Source organism: Psychrobacillus sp. FSL H8-0483 (genome assembly GCF_038637725.1).
Lineage (GTDB): Bacteria > Bacillota > Bacilli > Bacillales_A > Planococcaceae > Psychrobacillus.
On sequence record NZ_CP152052.1, the window covers coordinates 1,731,202 to 1,746,818 of the forward strand.

The following is a 15,617-nucleotide window of genomic DNA, read 5'->3' on the forward strand; positions in this document are numbered from 1 at the left end:
GATACGATATATTTATTGAAGTAACGGGGGAATTTATATGAGTAAATCAGAAAAACTAATCGATAGACTAGGCCTAGAAGCTACCATTCGTAAAGAAGAAATACCAGACATTGATTTATATATGGATCAGGTTATACAATTATTTGATTCGAAATTTGGTCAATCTCTGCGAAATACAGATGAAAAAGTTCTCACTAAAACGATGATAAACAACTATGCTAAAGGGAAATTATTTTTTCCTATTAAAAATAAAAAATATTCCAAGGAGCATATTATGTTAATTAGCTTGATTTACCAGCTAAAAGGAGCACTTTCCATTAGTGATGTTAAATCAACATTAGATCCTGTAAATGAAAAGATGGCAACGAAAGATTTTCATTTAGAAGATTTCTATTCTGCTTGGGTAGTACTGCAGCAAAAAAATGCAGAGGACTTTTTAGAAGAAATGAGGGGACATGAGGATGAAATAGATCAGCTTGGAGTAGAAGAAGATCTAAAACATATTTTATTGATCGCATCCTTAGCAAATATGAGTAACGCCTATCGAAAAGCAGCGGAATTGTTAGTGGATGACCTAATAGCAAAAGAACAGGAGCCGAAGCAATGAAAACACTTTGGACAGATGGATCTATTTTCACGATGCATGCAGATGGAGATATGGTAGAAGCAGTATTAGTGGAAGATGGTAAGATAATTCAAATTGGTACAAAGGAGCATTTATTGCCTCTTGCTGATAAGGTACAGTCGCTAAAAGGTGCTGCTATGTACCCTGGCTTTGTAGATAGTCATATCCATCTTATTGGGCATGGAGAAAAATTAGCCTATTTAGATTTGTCATCTTTTACTTCTATTAAAAAGATTGTTCAGGAAGTTTCATCGCGAGTAAGTCCTCATAAATGGTATGTTACAGAAGGATGGAATGATAACAAATTGGTAGAAGGCCGACCGATTACTTGTCATGACTTAGTCTCTATAGAAGAAACTCCTATTGTGTTGAAAAGAATTTGCAGACATGTACTTGTAGCAAATACAAAAGCCATGGAATTAGCAGGAGTTACGAAAGATACCCCAAATCCTCCTGGTGGCCTAATTGGAAGAGATGAACTAGGAAATCTAAATGGATTATTTTACGATGAGGCCCAACCATTAATTACTGCTCATATTCCACCTGTTAGCTCTGAGTATTTAAAAGAAATAATAGTATCCAGTGTAAAGGATTTACAATCAAAAGGTTTAACTGGTGTTCATACAGAAGACATGGCTTATTATGGTGCCTATCGGGTTCCACTACAGGCTTATCGTGAAGCAATCAACGAAAATTTTCGGGTCCACATATTAAGGCATCATGAAGCGTTCGAAGAAATGCAAGGAGAGAAATCTTCTCCATTTATTGAATTTGGGGCTATGAAAATCTTTGTTGATGGCTCATTAGGAGGGCATACGGCTTTACTGTCTGAAGGCTATTCTGACGCACCAAATATGAAAGGGGTGGCAGTCCACGAGTCGGAGAAATTGAAGGATTTAGTAAAGCTTGTGCGCAAATACAACGAAAATATTGCTGTCCATGTCATTGGAGATAAAGCGACAGAAATTATCTTAGATTTAATCGAGCAATATCCCGCACCAACCGGAAAAAAAGATCGACTTATTCATGTAAATGTTCTAAGATCGGATTTAGTGAAAAGAATGCAAAAACTACCGCTAGTTCTTGATATCCAACCAATCTTTGTCCCATCAGATTTTCCGTGGGTTATCGAACGACTCGGCAAAGATCGCTTAACTTGGGCATATGCCTGGAAATCATTACTACATGCTGGATTTGAATGCTCCGGGGGCTCTGATTCTCCAATAGAGTTAGCGGACCCTCTGCTAGGTATGAACGCTGCAGTAAATAATTCTTACTTACCTGAGCAAGCTATTACTGTTTTTGAAGCAATCTCTTTATTTACTACTGGAAGTGCAAAAGCAATTGGAAAAGAAGATGTTCGTGGTAAAATACGGAGTGGGTTTGATGCGGATTTTACAATTGTCGATCAAATATTAACGCGAGATACCTTTGTAACAGCGAAAGTCATAAAGACCATAGTGAGCGGAGAAATTATTTTTGGTATAGATGAATGAAACTATTTATATCCTTCAATCGTATAAAAATAAAAGAGTAGAAAGGAGTATGATTTAGATGGAAAATACAGGATTAAAAGTTTTACTTCATGCAAGTACTTGGTTTGCACCTTTTTTAGTGCCTTTTATTTTATATTTAGTTGTAGATGATGAAGAAATTAAAAAGCTTTCCATACAAGCGGTATTATTTCAATTAGTGATGATTGCACTTATATTTGTTTCCATATTATTAATTTTTGTATTAATTGGTATTCCGATGGTCATTATTTTTGGTATAATGGCATTTGTTGTTCCAATTATCGGAATCATTAAAGCGGTTAAAGGAGACACATTTAACTATCCAATCGTTGGATCTTGGATTAAGTAAGTGTCGTAACATAAAAGGGGAATTAGAATGACTACTAGAATTGGTATTGATGCAGGTGGAACGTTAACGAAAATAGCTTATTGGGATGAAAAGAAAAAAATGTCGTTACAAAGTTTTCCTTCATCCGATTTTCAAGCAGTAAAGGATTGGATTGAATCGAATCACTCGTTAGCTTCTATCTGCCTCACTGGTGGTCGGGCAGAGCAATTGAAAAGTTATTTGCTCTCGAAAGATGAAATCCCTTACATAGTAGAATTTGATGCAACGATGAATGGCGTGATGTATCAAATGCGCCAAGAAACCATCCAAAGTGAATCAGCAATCATTGCAAATATTGGAACTGGAACATCCATTCATCTAATGGAAGGTAATACGCATAGTCGACTCGGTGGAACCGGTATAGGTGGAGGAACTCTTCTAGGCTTAGGAATGGCTTTGACAGGGAAATCCAACTATGAGGAGATAATCGCACTCTCTAAAGAAGGTAATAGAACTTCCATAGATGTATCAGTCAGTGATATTTATAAAAATAATAAATTACCGATCAATGGCTCACTTACTGCAAGCAATTTTGGTGGAGTTGCTTTGAAGTCGGGTGAAGACAGAAGTAGTGCGGATTTATTAGCAGGTGTGCAAGGAATTATTGGGGAAGTAGTAGCTTCACTTTGTATTCAAGTAGCGGATGCACATCATGTGGAGGACATTATATATATCGGTTCTACTTTAGAAGAAAATGAATTGCTACAAGAAATTATGGAATCTTATACAATCCTAAAACAGAAAAATCCGATTTTTCTTGAAAAACACGGCTATAGTGGAGCAATTGGAGCATTGTTAGAAAATAAATAATATTTATTGGGTAAAAGTGTTGCAATTTGGAAAAAGCCGTGTTATATTTAGAGAGGATTATTTTTGTTCGGTTAGTTAGTAGGTGGCAACACTTTTACTTAACAGTGTTGAGCAAGGATAGTAACACAATGTATGCATTAGTGCATGCGAGGAGGAAACACACATGGAACAAGGTAAAGTAAAATGGTTTAACTCAGAAAAAGGATTCGGATTTATCGAACGCGAAGGCGGAGACGATGTATTCGTACATTTCTCAGCAATCCAAAGCGAAGGTTTCAAATCTCTTGACGAAGGTCAAGAAGTTACTTTTGAAATCGAGCAAGGCCAACGTGGTCTTCAAGCTACTAACGTAGTTAAAGCTTAATTTTAAACCTAAACTTTAACAGACTCTCATTTGAGGGTCTGTTTTTTTGTGTTATGATAAATAGAAAGTATTACATTTTGCTATGTAAGGAGCACATACTATGAAAAAATGGAAAAAAGAAATAATAATAAATGCGCCTATTGAATATGCGTGGCCTTTTTTTTATGGAGATTTGGAAAAAAAGAAAAAGATATTTCCTAAAGTAGTAGAGGAAGAAATATTAAATCGTACAGAACAGGTTATTGGAACGACCATTTGGCAAACGTATCAAAATGGTTCTTATACGGAACAATATGAACTTACAATAAAAAAATATACAGACGAAAAGACTTACAAAGTGCTGCAGGAAAATTTTATTTTAAATGACCGTTTTCGTATGACGACAGAATACGAATTAGAAAGCCAAGGGGAGCATTTAACAAAATTTATTTACACATCGATTAATAAACCTAAAAATCCTTTATTAAGTGTATTTCAATTGTTTGGAAGTGATGAAGTAATCGTTACATTTATGAATCGTACAAAAGACACGATAGAAGCTGCATATGCAACAGAGGGGACGGAATGATATACGCTTTACTTGGGGATATCCACTCATCTGTAAAAGATTTAACTTCTGTGTTGCAGCATATAGATGAGGTAAATCCAAGTGTAGAAATTATTTGTACCGGAGATCTATTTGAATGCACTATCGGAAAAAAACGAGCAATGAAAGAAGTATTTTCGCATATAGAAGACGTCATAAGCGATCCCATTGATTTATTGCCACTTATTAATTTCCAATCTGTGTATGGCAATCAAGAAGAAAGAATTATTTCCATCTGCTTAGAGAAACATCCGGCCATTCATTATATGAAGACGTTACCAAGACATATATCGATTGCAGGGGCGGTTGTTAAGCATGGTCATGAATGGGAATGGAGCGGGGAGCCATGGACGCCTATTTTACCAATAACTAAACATGAGACGATCTTCTTTGGTCATAGTCATCAATCTGCATTATTTTTAAATGGTGAACGCAAACCTTTTCGTTTTAATGAACGAGTGCATATGCCTCTAGCGACCCATATAGGGGTAAACGTTGGTTCAGTAATCGATAATAGAGAGTGGGTGCTCTACGATCCAACAGCACAAACGATAGAATTCAAAAAAACTGCCATCTAATTTAACCTTTTGGCAGTTTTTTTAATACAGCTTCTCTAGCAAGTGCATGCGCTGCTTTGTTTTGGTCATCTGGTATCCATTTAATGAAGAACAAATCAAACGAATCACTAATCGTTAATATTTTTTCTAATATTGCTGCAAATTCAGCATTCTTTGCGTAACGTTTCTCTACAGCAGTGCAAACAATTTGTGAATCTGTTCTCACGGAAACGATGGTAGGTGAAAGCTTTTGTACTTCCTCTAGCCCTCTTTGCAGAGCGATGAACTCGGTCGCATGATTGTTATAACTTCCTATGTATTCACTAATTTTTAGGTGATGACCCTCCCCTTTTATAAATATCCCAATCCCACTTGGTCCAGGGTTTCCAGTAGTCGACCCATCAATATATACTTCTAACATGCTAATCCCCTTTTTTATGGATTATTTATCCTATTAGTTTGACTGATTTAAAGCATACTTGCAAACAAAAGAAACATAATAGTACAATCAATTATTATATAGCAAGGAGAATAAATGGATGAAAAATACTCACCTAATAAATGAAATTGACTATTTACTTGAAACGTATTGTGACGGATGTTTCATTCGGACGCATCTTCGAAAAGAAAAAGGGAAAACATTTGCCCATAACTTCTGCATTCGTCAGTGCACAATAGGGGAAGAGATCAAACAAGTTGGAACTAAACTACAAGGTACAAAATAAAAAAGTCCCACGACCAGTTGCCGCGGGAAGAACCGTTTCTAACTATTTTTAATGACGTTTGCAGCTTGAGGTCCACGGTTTCCTTCAACGATTTCGAACGTGACATCTTGTCCTTCTTCTAATGCTCGAAACCCATCACCCTGAATACCCGTAAAATGGACAAATACATCTTCATTATCATTGTACTCGATAAATCCATAGCCTTTTTCGTTATTAAACCATTTTACTTTCCCATGTTGCATAAACGTTCCTCCCTTAATCCACTAAAAATTCTGATAATGGATATCATAAACTATACATTAAATGGCAGCTAACGTCAATAAAATGTCGAATTTTAGCTGTTTTATACGAACATCTAATCGTATAATAAAATAAAAAAGGTTGTGGACTAGATGAACATTGAAGTAAAACCTCTTTCCGACTTAAGTATTGCCAAAAATGCAAAAATGCAACCCATTCAATTTATCTCCGATAAAATAGGAATTCCAGCAGATGCATTAGAACTATACGGAAAATATAAAGCAAAGATTGATCCAACCAAAATTGCACTAAAATCAAAACCTGGAAAAATTGTACTTGTTACTGCTATTAGTCCCACAGCAGCTGGCGAAGGAAAGTCTACTGTAACAGTTGGTCTAGCAGACGCGATGCAAAAAATTGGTCAATCCGTCGTAGTAGCTCTTCGTGAACCTTCACTCGGACCTGTCATGGGTGTGAAAGGAGGAGCAACTGGTGGTGGTTTTGCGCAAGTATTACCGATGGAGGAGATAAATCTTCATTTTAATGGGGATATTCATGCGATAACGACTGCAAATAATGCATTAGCGGCAATAATTGATAATCATTTGCACCAAGGAAATGAATTGAATATAGATCCTAGAAGAATCACTTGGAAACGTGTGTTGGATATGAATGATCGAGCGCTGCGTCATATTACAATCGGTCTAGGTGGTCCAGGGCAAGGTATTCCTCGTGAAGATGGCTTTGATATTACAGTGGCATCTGAAATTATGGCAATTCTTTGTTTGGCAAAAGATCTAGCTGACCTAAAAGAAAGACTTGCTCAAATTGTGATTGGCTATACATATGAAAAAGAACCTGTAACTGTACGTTCTCTTGGTGTAGAAGGGGCACTAACTTTATTGCTTAAAGAAGCGATAAAGCCAAACCTAGTCCAAACAATAGAAGGAACACCTGCGCTTATCCACGGTGGTCCCTTTGCGAATATCGCACACGGCTGCAACTCTATTATTGCAACCAAAACAGCAATGAAATTAGCGGATGTTGTTGTAACGGAAGCTGGATTTGGAGCAGACTTAGGTGCAGAAAAATTCATGCATATTAAATCAAGGCAAGCAGGAATTTCTCCTGATGCAGTTGTCGTCGTTGCTACTATTCGAGCATTGAAATTGCAAGGTGGAAAACAAAAAGATCGGTTAAAAGAAGAAGACATAGAAGCGCTTCTTAGAGGTACAAATAATTTAGAGAAGCATGTGGAAACGATACGAGCTTTTGGAATTGAACCGGTTGTAGCGTTAAATAAATTCATCACGGATACGGATCTAGAGTTAGAAGCATTGCTTAACTGGTGTAAGGAGAAAAATGTTGCGATTGCATTAACAGAGGTATGGGGGAAAGGTGGAACTGGAGGAGTGGAATTAGCGAATTTAGTTCTACATGAATTAGAAAAGCCAACTCAATTTGCTCCACTTTATCAAACGACAGATTCCATTGAGCATAAAGTTCGTACAATTGTCCAACAAGTATATGGTGGTAAAGACGTGGTATTTACGGATGCTGCGCAAAAGCAAATTGCACAAATACAATCATATGGATGGGATTCATTACCTATTTGTATGGCTAAAACACAATATTCGCTATCGGATCAGCCCAAATTATTAGGTAGACCAACTGACTTCACCATTACAGTTAGAGAAGCAATACCTAAACTAGGTGCAGGTTTTATTGTCTGTCTAACTGGAGATATTATGACGATGCCAGGCTTACCTAAAAAACCGGCAGCGCTAAATATGGACGTTACAGAGGGTGGACATGCAATAGGGTTGTTTTAAAATAATGAAAAGACTGTACTTTAGCAGTCTTTTTTTGTTTTATTCGTTATAATAAAGAAGAAGAGTCCGATTAAGGAGAGTTTATAATGAATACAATGGAACAATGTGAACAATTAGTTAAAGAAGTGTATAAGCATTTTGATGCAAGTCACGACTTTCAACATATTGAGAGAGTGCGCAAAAATGCATTTGATATAGCAATTTCAGAGCCAACCGCTGATAAAGAAATTATCGAGTTAGCGGTCCTTTTGCACGATGTAAGTGACCCAAAATATACGTCTGGGGAAGGGAAATTAGAGGAAGATAGAATTATCCAGGAACTAAACTTATCTGCGGAAAAAATAGATCAGATAAAGAAAGTGATTCAGTCTATCTCTTTTAATGGCGGCAATGAAACATTTGCAGATACAATTGAAGCTAAAATAGTTAGGGACGCGGATCGTTTAGATGCCATTGGAGCAGTAGGAATTGCCCGTACATTTGCTTATGGTGGAGCTAAAGGCCGCAAATTATATGACGCAACGGAAACGCCGCGAGATAATATGTCAGTAGAAGAGTATCGTACGAAGGTGACTGCCTCTGTCACACATTTTTACGAGAAATTATTGAAATTAGCAGATGGCATGCAGACGGAAAAAGGAAAAGAACTGGCAAAAGAGAGACATGCATTTATGGAGCTCTTCTTGCAAAACTTGAGAATAGAAACTGGGGAACATATATGAGTCATTTAATCATTTCAAATTTAACAAAAACAGTTGGCGAGAAAACGCTTTTCGAAAATATTGCGTTTACGATAAACAATCAAAATCATGCAGGGCTAATTGGTATAAATGGAACTGGAAAGTCCACGTTCTTGTCCATACTTGCAGGAAAACTGGAAGCGGACTCGATTGATCTTGACCATCCAAATAAATACCGAATCGCTTATTTAGAACAGCAACCTACTTTTGAAAAAGAGGAGACAGTTCTTCAGGCGGTATTTAGTGGAGATTCTCCGATTCTAAAGATAAATCGTGAATACGAAGAAGCTTTAGCTGCAATGATAGAGGACCCAAGTTCAAGCATACTACAAGATAAATTGATGGACCTACAATCCAAAATGGATGACTATCAAGCTTGGGACGTAAATGCTCTTGCCAAAACTGCGTTAACGAAATTAGGGTTAACACAATTTGAAGATTCTGTTTTACATTTATCAGGTGGTCAGCAAAAAAGAGTAGCACTTGCAAAAGTATTAATTGAACCTGCAGATTTAATTCTTTTAGATGAGCCTACGAACCATTTAGACAAAGAGTCTACGGATTGGTTACAAGAAATGTTGCAACGAATTGAAGGAGCCATTATATTTGTCACCCATGATCGTTACTTCCTAGATAATGTTGCAACACATATTTATGAACTTGCAGACAAAACGCTCTATACACATACCGGAAATTATGCGGATTACTTAGAGTCCAAAGCTATCCGAGAGGAAATGAATGCTTCTTCTCAGCAAAAGCTACAAAATTTATATCGAAACGAATTGAAATGGATTCGAAGAGGTGCAAAAGCAAGATCTACGAAGCAAAAAGCACGTAAAGATCGGTTTGCAGAGATTGATTCCCAAATTGAACGGGATAACTCCAATCAAAACTTAGAAATGGAACTGGTTACTACTCGTTTAGGTAAACAAGTTTTAGAGGGGAAATCGATTTCCAAGAAATTTGGATCGAAAAAAATAGTAGATGATTTTTCATTTCTACTTCAAGCTGGAGATAGAGTAGGTATTGTTGGTCCAAATGGTGCTGGGAAAAGTACGGTGCTAAAAATGTTAGCGGGAGAAATCCCAATGGACTCAGGAGAAATAATTGTTGGCTCTACTGTCAAGCTCATGCATTTTACACAGCAACTACCAGAGATGAATGATCAAATGAGAATGATTGAGTATGTTCGGGAATCTTCCAATTTAATCGAAACTGGCTCTGGAGAGAAGTTTTCTGCTGCACAGATGTTAGAACGCTTCTTATTCCCATTAAATACACACGGTACGCAAATCGGAAAGCTATCCGGCGGAGAGAAAAAACGATTAGTATTGTTAAAAATGCTAATGGAGCAGCCGAATGTTCTATTACTAGATGAGCCTACAAATGATTTAGATATTCAAACGCTATCTGTATTAGAAGATTTTATGGAGACTTTCCCAGGTGTTATTATTACCATTTCTCATGATCGCTTTTTCTTAGATCGTATCGCGAAAAAGCTTTGGAAATTAAGTGGTGATGGGTCAGTAAAAGAGTGGCTTGGGATTTATTCGGATTATTTGGAAGAAGAAAAGATGAACCCAACGGAAGTTATGGAAGTAAAAATAGAAGAACCTCAAGAAAAAGTAACAAAAGAAAAGAAAAAGTTTTCGTATAAAGAGCAACGCGAATGGGAATCGATTGGTGCGGAAATAGAGAAAACAGAGCAGCTAATCGTGGAATTAGAAGAAAAAGTGCTGACAACTGGTTCCGATTTTACTTTACTGCAAGAGCTGACAGATAAATTAGAACAAGCAAATAAAACATACGAGCAATTAATCGAAAGATGGTCGTATTTAGAAGAAATCGCTTCTTCTTAATCCTGGAGGGATGAACGATGAAAATAATTACAATAGAACCAACACCAAGTCCTAATACAATGAAAGTAATTATTGACCAAGAGCTTCCTTTTGGGAAGAGCCATAATTACAAAAAGGACAATATAGAGGGTGCACCGAATGAAATTCAAGCCATTTTTTCTATTGATGGAGTGAAGGGGGTTTACCATGTTGCTGATTTTTTAGCGATTGAACGAATTGCTAAATTCAGCTGGGAATCCATTTTAGCTGCTGTTGAGAATGTGTTCGGAGCAGATAATGAAGAAAATGCTAGTGAAAAGCCAGTGGATCATTACGGTGAAATATACGTACATGTCCAACAGTTTAAAGGAATCCCACTTCAAGTAAAAGTGTTTGATAGTGAATCAGAATCTAGATTTGGTTTATCTGCCCGTTTCACAAAAGCACTGGATGAAGCGATGGAAGGCGACAAAGAAAACTATCTTATGTTGCGTAAGTGGGTAGATTATGGTGTACGGTATGGTGAACAAAAAGAAATCGGTGAGCAACTAGTAAAAGAATTAGAAGCGACCTTCCCAGAAAGTAAGCTACAACAACTAATAGCGGACAAATATAAACCTGTGGATGAGAAGTCTGCCGTTCGTGTTCCTTTTACTTTAGAGCAATTTGAAGTAAGTGAATGGGAAGCGAGATTTCAATTACTAAATAACCTCATCAATCCAGAAATAGAGGATTTACCAGTACTAGCAAAAGCCGTTCAAGATGAACAAGTGTCCATTCGCCGATTGGCTACTGTTTATCTAGGATTAATAGAAGACGAAGCTGTTATACCGTATCTAGAGATGGCATTAAAAGACAAGAGTGGAGCTGTTAGAAGAACCGCAGGGGACGCAATGAGCGATCTTGGCTTTGAACAATTTGCAGAAGCAATGAAAGTTGCTCTTTTCGATAAGAACAAATTAGTTCGTTGGAGAGCAGCGATGTATTTCTATGAAATTGGTACAGCAGAAGCACTGCCAACTTTGAAAGAAGCGATGGACGACAAAGAGTACGAAGTGAAGCTTCAGATTCGTATGGCCATTGCGCGCATTGAAGACGGGGAAGAAGCAAAGGGCTCTGTTTGGAAGCAAATGAGCGAAGCTCGTAAGTAGGTCTGAATTAAATAATGAAAAGAAGCTTATTTGCCTAGGCAAGTAAGCTTCTTTTTGATGGTTTGTCGCGTTCGTGTGACGTTTTGTTCACGCAAATGCTTGTTTAGATTGTACAAATTTCTGTACAAGCAAACAGTTTCTAATTGAACATGAAGTACACTTAGAACGTACTAATCAGTTATTAGATATAAACAGAACCAATAGCAGATTCAGGTTGAAAACTAATGAACGTGTTAAAAACAAGTTAGAACAGAAAGATTAAGAGGACAGCAGATTAGTGAATTAAATCCCCGTAAAGCAAAGTAAAAGTATCTGTTCCGAGGATGTATTAGTAGAGTCCTTAAAAACCCATATTAAGGCCTTGGAAGAAGAGAATAAGCTATTAAAAGATCAAGTTCAAAAGTTATATTGCAAGTTGTTTTAAGTGTTTTCGTTTATTTTTATGACGGTTTCTCTTATTTTTATATAGAAGTTCGATGATGAGGCAATATCTTCAGCTCAGTATAGTTTAAAAAAGTTTGTTCAATAACACCGACGGTGTTATTCCAGAAAAGGGCCATGAGGTAGAATATTCTATGTAAAAGTAATATAATAAATACACCTTTATAATTCTGAACTTTACTTTTTTTCTTAATTTTTATTTGAAATAAATAATAAATATAAGAAAGGGGAAGAAAGATGATTACTCTACAAACACCTTTATGTGATGTATTAAATATTAAATATCCTATTATACAAGCTGGCATGGCTGGAGGATCTACGACAGTGGAACTAATAGCGAATGTAAGTAATGCCGGAGGATTGGGAAGTTTGGGTGCTGCCTACATGATGCCAGACGACTTAAGGAAGACAATTAGGGATATTAAGCAGCAAACAGATCGCCCTTTTGCGGTCAATTTGTTTTGTGTAGAAGACATCATCAACACAAATGAAAAGAAACACGAACAAGAGATAAAAGAGGTGTTAATAAGCCTCGGAAAAAATCTAGGGATTGAGGAAGAGCATATACAGTTCCAAACACCTGACCTGTTTAACGAGAGGTTTCAAGTTTTAATAGAAGAAGAAGTACCAATCATAAGCACAGCTTTTGGAATTTTACCAGTTGATAAAATGAAAACTGCAAAACAAAGAAAAATAAAGGTAATCTCGATGGTTACTACAGTTAAGGAAGCAATGATTGCAGAAAAAGCAGGAGTTCATGTCATTGTAGCTCAAGGTAGTGATGCTGGTGGTCATCGAAGTACATTTGATATAAAAGAGCACCCACTGGGAGCAAATATAGGAACTTTTTCACTCATTCCGCAGGTAGTAGAAAATGTCAATATACCAGTTGTAGCTGCTGGAGGGGTCATGAATGGAAGGGGAATAGTGGCAGCGCTTGCCTTAGGAGCTCAAGGTGTTCAGATGGGTACAAAGTTCTTGGGGTCGAAAGAGTCAGGCATTCATCCTCTCTACAAGAAGGCTCTGTTTGAGAGTACAGAAGAACATACCGTCATTACGAAAAACTTCTCAGGAAGGCCTGCGAGAGGAATAAAAAATAAATTTATCGAGGAATTTGATCGAACAGGCGTTCATCCTTTAGCCTATCCTATTCAAAATACAGCAACCAGTGACATTAGAAAAGAAGCCTTCAAACAAAATCAAATTGAGTATATGGCACTCTGGGCTGGTCAAGGTCTTCGATTAATTCATCATGAAAGTCATGCAGAAATGATTATAAAGGAACTTATGGACGAGGCTGAGAAAATCTTGGGATAAGTGAAGTATTTATTATTTAGGGTCAGAGCACCTCTTCAACTAAGGGAGCGTTAGTGCAAAAAGAATTAATTGATTTTAAGACTGAGATCCTATTTTAGATATTCCAGAAAATGGCGCATTTAAGCAATAACACTTAGATTAAATTGACTTGATTGTTAGCAATTTTTAAGTATAGTGAAGTATTTTCCATTAAAAGTTAAATAAACATGACCCCATTCTAAAACCAGAACAGAATCATGTTTTTATTGAGTTAATCACCAAATACCTCTTTAAACACATGAAGTAACGGGGAATTACCTCGTTCATACATATTTCCCCAGAATTACGTAGATAATCGGAATAAAGAAGCTGCTTTAATTGAATCTTTTAAAGTTTGGATCGGTTAAGTTATGCTGTTGTTTTCTAGAAGCATATATTAGATTTCTGCGGAAAAACGGACTAGCAAGTCCCCGCAACGATTTTGCATCTGTCGGCTACGCCTTTCGACGCAGAAGGGGTACTATGATCAACATCCTGTTGCTCCGAGGAGGATTGGCAGTTCAGTTCGTCCGCGGAAAGCGAGCAAATCTTCGGCACATAACAGCATAATCTTTAAGCCTTTTCTTGCGAAAAGTAATCAAGGACAAACTGCTGAAATCGTTTTGCCGCTGGAGATAGATAGCGATCTTTCACGACTGCCATACCGATTACACGTTCACACGTGACATCTTCAATTCGTAATTTAGCTATTTTATTTGAATTGATTTCACCGCCATCTGGAAGTATAGAAAAACCAAGCCCTGCAGCAACAAATCCCGCAACTGTGGCAACTTCATCCCCTTCAAAAGAAATTGTTGGCGTGACGCCAGCTTCCTCGAAAATCTCGTCAGTTGTTTTACGGAGTGCATACCCTTTTTTCATTGAAATAAAGGATTCCTCTGCTACCTCTGTTAATGAGATGCTTTTACCCATAGCAAGCGGATGATTGGTTGGAACAATCACATATAATTCATCCCGCCATAATTCTGTCCATTCAATGAGTTTTTCATCTTCAGTAGAAGCGAGAAGACAAAGGTCTAATTCACCTGATTTCAATTGCTTTAATTGAGTATGTGTATGATTTTGTTTAAATTGAAAAGTGATATCCGGATATTGTTGGTGAAATGCTCGGATAATATTTGGTACAGAGCTTGTCCCAAGTGTGTGTAAAAAGCCTAGAGTCACTTCTCCTTGCTCCGGGTTAATTAATTGGTGAATATCTTCTAAACCATCGTTTAGTTCCTTAATAATTCGATTAACACGTTGAAGAAACATCTGGCCATATCGATTTAAAACAATGGACCTGCCTCGTCGATCGAATAATGGTACCCCAATCTCTTCCTCTAACCCTGCAATTGAGCGACTCAATGCTGGCTGTGAAATAGACAATAGCTCAGCTGCCCGTGTCATATGCTGAACTTCTGCTAGTGTTTGAAAGTATTCTAGTCGCTGCCATTCCAATTAGTAACCCCCTTAATTTAATCTATGCATTTTATGTATCATAATGATAAAAATAATAAATTATACATTATGAATTGTCAATGATAGTATTAGGTCATTAAACTAATACTTTAGAGAAATAAAGGGGATATTCACATGAAAGTAGTTGCACCTAAATCTTTTACGTTTGAAGGCGGTAAACGAGCAGTATTGTTACTTCACGGTTTTACTGGAAGCACGAAAGATGTAAAAAAATTAGGAGAGTATTTGCAAAAGAGAGGCTATACTTGTCATGCACCGATGTATAGAGGGCATGGAGTAACTCCCGAAGAATTACTCGAAACGAGTCCAACTGACTGGTGGCAAGACGTTGTAGATGGATACCATCATTTAAAAAACCAGGGGTATGAGGAAATTGCAGTCGCAGGTATTTCTCTTGGTGGTGTATTCTCTTTAAGAGTTGCAGAAGAATTCCCGGTAAAAGCAGTCGTATCCATGTGCGCTCCAATTAAACGAAATAGCACAGATGGTTTATTTGACCGATTATATAACTATGCGAAAATTTATAAATCTTTTGAAGGAAAATCAAGAGAAGAAATTATAGAAGAACTGGACGTATTAAAAAATACACCAAAAGATTCCTTAGAAGGTGTGCAAGCTATCACCGAAAATACATGTGAAGAATTGAGTTCTATTACCTCTCCAACACTTGTGCTACAAGGAGCTTTAGATGATGCAATTTATCAAGAAAGTGCATCTTTTATTCTAGAGCATGTGGAAACAGATGAAAAAGAAATCATATGGTATAAAGAATCTGGCCATATTATTACATTAGGGAAAGAAAAAGATAAAGTTTGTGAAGATGTATTTACATTCTTAAACCAAGTAGAGTGGGCTGCGTCTTAATAATCACTTATAACACCTTCGAATTTTGTGCGTTTAAAAAGCACTTAAATCGACGGTGTTTTTTTATATATTATTAATGGAAAAATAATGTGTAAAGTGTAGATTATATGTGAATAATACAAAGA

Annotated in this window: 17 protein-coding genes; 14 read left to right on the forward strand and 3 right to left on the reverse strand. The window is 36.9% G+C overall.

Annotated features, from left to right (window positions below; genetic code table 11):
- Positions 1-37 precede the first annotated feature (37 nt).
- The 7 genes from MHB48_RS08095 (at position 38) to MHB48_RS08125 (ending at position 4,865) form a co-directional block, all read left to right on the forward strand.
- Complete coding sequence (locus tag MHB48_RS08095; RefSeq protein ID WP_342600964.1) at positions 38-607, forward strand: DUF1836 domain-containing protein; 570 nt, start codon at positions 38-40, stop codon at positions 605-607.
- Positions 604-2,121 (forward strand): amidohydrolase, encoded by a 1,518-nt coding sequence (locus tag MHB48_RS08100; protein ID WP_342600965.1) that lies wholly within the window; start codon positions 604-606, stop codon positions 2,119-2,121. Before MHB48_RS08095 ends, MHB48_RS08100 begins: the two co-directional genes overlap by 4 nt.
- Before the next feature lie 58 nt (positions 2,122-2,179).
- Positions 2,180-2,488: a DUF4870 domain-containing protein gene (locus MHB48_RS08105; RefSeq protein ID WP_342600966.1), complete on the forward strand. Its 309-nt coding sequence runs from the start codon at positions 2,180-2,182 to the stop codon at positions 2,486-2,488.
- A 27-nt stretch (positions 2,489-2,515) separates the two neighbouring features.
- A complete protein-coding gene (coaW, locus tag MHB48_RS08110; RefSeq protein ID WP_342600967.1) occupies positions 2,516-3,337 on the forward strand; it encodes a type II pantothenate kinase in 822 nt (273 codons plus the stop codon).
- Positions 3,338-3,500: 163 nt separating this feature from the next.
- Positions 3,501-3,701: a cold-shock protein gene (locus tag MHB48_RS08115; protein ID WP_053589685.1), complete on the forward strand. Its 201-nt coding sequence runs from the start codon at positions 3,501-3,503 to the stop codon at positions 3,699-3,701.
- Positions 3,702-3,801: 100 nt separating this feature from the next.
- Positions 3,802-4,269 carry an SRPBCC family protein gene (locus tag MHB48_RS08120; RefSeq protein ID WP_342600968.1) on the forward strand — a complete coding sequence of 156 codons (468 nt, stop codon included), beginning with the start codon at positions 3,802-3,804 and terminating at the stop codon, positions 4,267-4,269.
- Positions 4,266-4,865, forward strand: coding sequence for a metallophosphoesterase (locus MHB48_RS08125; protein ID WP_342600969.1), 600 nt, complete (start codon positions 4,266-4,268; stop codon positions 4,863-4,865). Before MHB48_RS08120 ends, MHB48_RS08125 begins: the two co-directional genes overlap by 4 nt.
- Before the next feature lies 1 nt (position 4,866).
- Here the strand turns inward: MHB48_RS08125 and MHB48_RS08130 are convergent, their stop codons facing one another.
- Positions 4,867-5,265, reverse strand: a complete 399-nt coding sequence (locus MHB48_RS08130; RefSeq protein ID WP_342600970.1) for a reverse transcriptase-like protein — start codon at positions 5,263-5,265, stop codon at positions 4,867-4,869.
- Between the two features lie 118 nt (positions 5,266-5,383).
- On the opposite strand from MHB48_RS08130, the gene MHB48_RS08135 reads away from it, so the two are divergent.
- Positions 5,384-5,569, forward strand: coding sequence for a zinc-finger domain-containing protein (locus MHB48_RS08135; RefSeq protein WP_342600971.1), 186 nt, complete (start codon positions 5,384-5,386; stop codon positions 5,567-5,569).
- A gap of 38 nt (positions 5,570-5,607) precedes the next feature.
- Here the strand turns inward: MHB48_RS08135 and MHB48_RS08140 are convergent, their stop codons facing one another.
- Positions 5,608-5,811 (reverse strand): cold shock domain-containing protein, encoded by a 204-nt coding sequence (locus tag MHB48_RS08140; RefSeq protein ID WP_340919854.1) that lies wholly within the window; start codon positions 5,809-5,811, stop codon positions 5,608-5,610.
- A gap of 150 nt (positions 5,812-5,961) precedes the next feature.
- Here MHB48_RS08140 and MHB48_RS08145 point away from each other — a divergent pair, with 150 nt between their 5' ends.
- The 5 genes from MHB48_RS08145 (at position 5,962) to MHB48_RS08165 (ending at position 13,128) form a co-directional block, all read left to right on the forward strand.
- Positions 5,962-7,641, forward strand: a complete 1,680-nt coding sequence (locus MHB48_RS08145) for a formate--tetrahydrofolate ligase (RefSeq protein WP_342600972.1) — start codon at positions 5,962-5,964, stop codon at positions 7,639-7,641.
- An 86-nt stretch (positions 7,642-7,727) separates the two neighbouring features.
- Positions 7,728-8,363: an HD domain-containing protein gene (locus MHB48_RS08150; protein ID WP_342600973.1), complete on the forward strand. Its 636-nt coding sequence runs from the start codon at positions 7,728-7,730 to the stop codon at positions 8,361-8,363.
- Positions 8,360-10,240: an ABC-F type ribosomal protection protein gene (gene abc-f, locus MHB48_RS08155; protein WP_342600974.1), complete on the forward strand. Its 1,881-nt coding sequence runs from the start codon at positions 8,360-8,362 to the stop codon at positions 10,238-10,240. Before MHB48_RS08150 ends, abc-f begins: the two co-directional genes overlap by 4 nt.
- A 17-nt stretch (positions 10,241-10,257) precedes the next feature.
- Positions 10,258-11,370 carry a conserved virulence factor C family protein gene (locus MHB48_RS08160; protein WP_342600975.1) on the forward strand — a complete coding sequence of 371 codons (1,113 nt, stop codon included), beginning with the start codon at positions 10,258-10,260 and terminating at the stop codon, positions 11,368-11,370.
- Positions 11,371-12,048: 678 nt separating this feature from the next.
- Positions 12,049-13,128, forward strand: a complete 1,080-nt coding sequence (locus tag MHB48_RS08165) for a nitronate monooxygenase (protein WP_342600976.1) — start codon at positions 12,049-12,051, stop codon at positions 13,126-13,128.
- A 591-nt stretch (positions 13,129-13,719) separates the two neighbouring features.
- Here MHB48_RS08165 and MHB48_RS08170 read toward each other — a convergent pair.
- Positions 13,720-14,607: a LysR family transcriptional regulator gene (locus MHB48_RS08170; RefSeq protein ID WP_342600977.1), complete on the reverse strand. Its 888-nt coding sequence runs from the start codon at positions 14,605-14,607 to the stop codon at positions 13,720-13,722.
- Positions 14,608-14,742: 135 nt separating this feature from the next.
- Here MHB48_RS08170 and MHB48_RS08175 point away from each other — a divergent pair, with 135 nt between their 5' ends.
- Positions 14,743-15,492 (forward strand): alpha/beta fold hydrolase, encoded by a 750-nt coding sequence (locus tag MHB48_RS08175; protein WP_342600978.1) that lies wholly within the window; start codon positions 14,743-14,745, stop codon positions 15,490-15,492.
- Positions 15,493-15,617: the final 125 nt, after the last annotated feature.

What these genes read in the sequence shown, in the direction of transcription:
- MHB48_RS08095 (WP_342600964.1), top strand. Translation starts at nt 38, where the DNA reads ATGAGTAAATCAGAAAAACTAATCGATAGACTAGGCCTAGAAGCTACC.
- MHB48_RS08100 (WP_342600965.1), top strand. Translation starts at nt 604, where the DNA reads ATGAAAACACTTTGGACAGATGGATCTATTTTCACGATGCATGCAGAT.
- MHB48_RS08105 (WP_342600966.1), top strand. Translation starts at nt 2,180, where the DNA reads ATGGAAAATACAGGATTAAAAGTTTTACTTCATGCAAGTACTTGGTTT.
- coaW (WP_342600967.1), top strand. Translation starts at nt 2,516, where the DNA reads ATGACTACTAGAATTGGTATTGATGCAGGTGGAACGTTAACGAAAATA.
- MHB48_RS08115 (WP_053589685.1), top strand. Translation starts at nt 3,501, where the DNA reads ATGGAACAAGGTAAAGTAAAATGGTTTAACTCAGAAAAAGGATTCGGA.
- MHB48_RS08120 (WP_342600968.1), top strand. Translation starts at nt 3,802, where the DNA reads ATGAAAAAATGGAAAAAAGAAATAATAATAAATGCGCCTATTGAATAT.
- MHB48_RS08125 (WP_342600969.1), top strand. Translation starts at nt 4,266, where the DNA reads ATGATATACGCTTTACTTGGGGATATCCACTCATCTGTAAAAGATTTA.
- MHB48_RS08130 (WP_342600970.1), bottom strand. Translation starts at nt 5,265, where the DNA reads ATGTTAGAAGTATATATTGATGGGTCGACTACTGGAAACCCTGGACCA.
- MHB48_RS08135 (WP_342600971.1), top strand. Translation starts at nt 5,384, where the DNA reads ATGAAAAATACTCACCTAATAAATGAAATTGACTATTTACTTGAAACG.
- MHB48_RS08140 (WP_340919854.1), bottom strand. Translation starts at nt 5,811, where the DNA reads ATGCAACATGGGAAAGTAAAATGGTTTAATAACGAAAAAGGCTATGGA.
- MHB48_RS08145 (WP_342600972.1), top strand. Translation starts at nt 5,962, where the DNA reads ATGAACATTGAAGTAAAACCTCTTTCCGACTTAAGTATTGCCAAAAAT.
- MHB48_RS08150 (WP_342600973.1), top strand. Translation starts at nt 7,728, where the DNA reads ATGAATACAATGGAACAATGTGAACAATTAGTTAAAGAAGTGTATAAG.
- abc-f (WP_342600974.1), top strand. Translation starts at nt 8,360, where the DNA reads ATGAGTCATTTAATCATTTCAAATTTAACAAAAACAGTTGGCGAGAAA.
- MHB48_RS08160 (WP_342600975.1), top strand. Translation starts at nt 10,258, where the DNA reads ATGAAAATAATTACAATAGAACCAACACCAAGTCCTAATACAATGAAA.
- MHB48_RS08165 (WP_342600976.1), top strand. Translation starts at nt 12,049, where the DNA reads ATGATTACTCTACAAACACCTTTATGTGATGTATTAAATATTAAATAT.
- MHB48_RS08175 (WP_342600978.1), top strand. Translation starts at nt 14,743, where the DNA reads ATGAAAGTAGTTGCACCTAAATCTTTTACGTTTGAAGGCGGTAAACGA.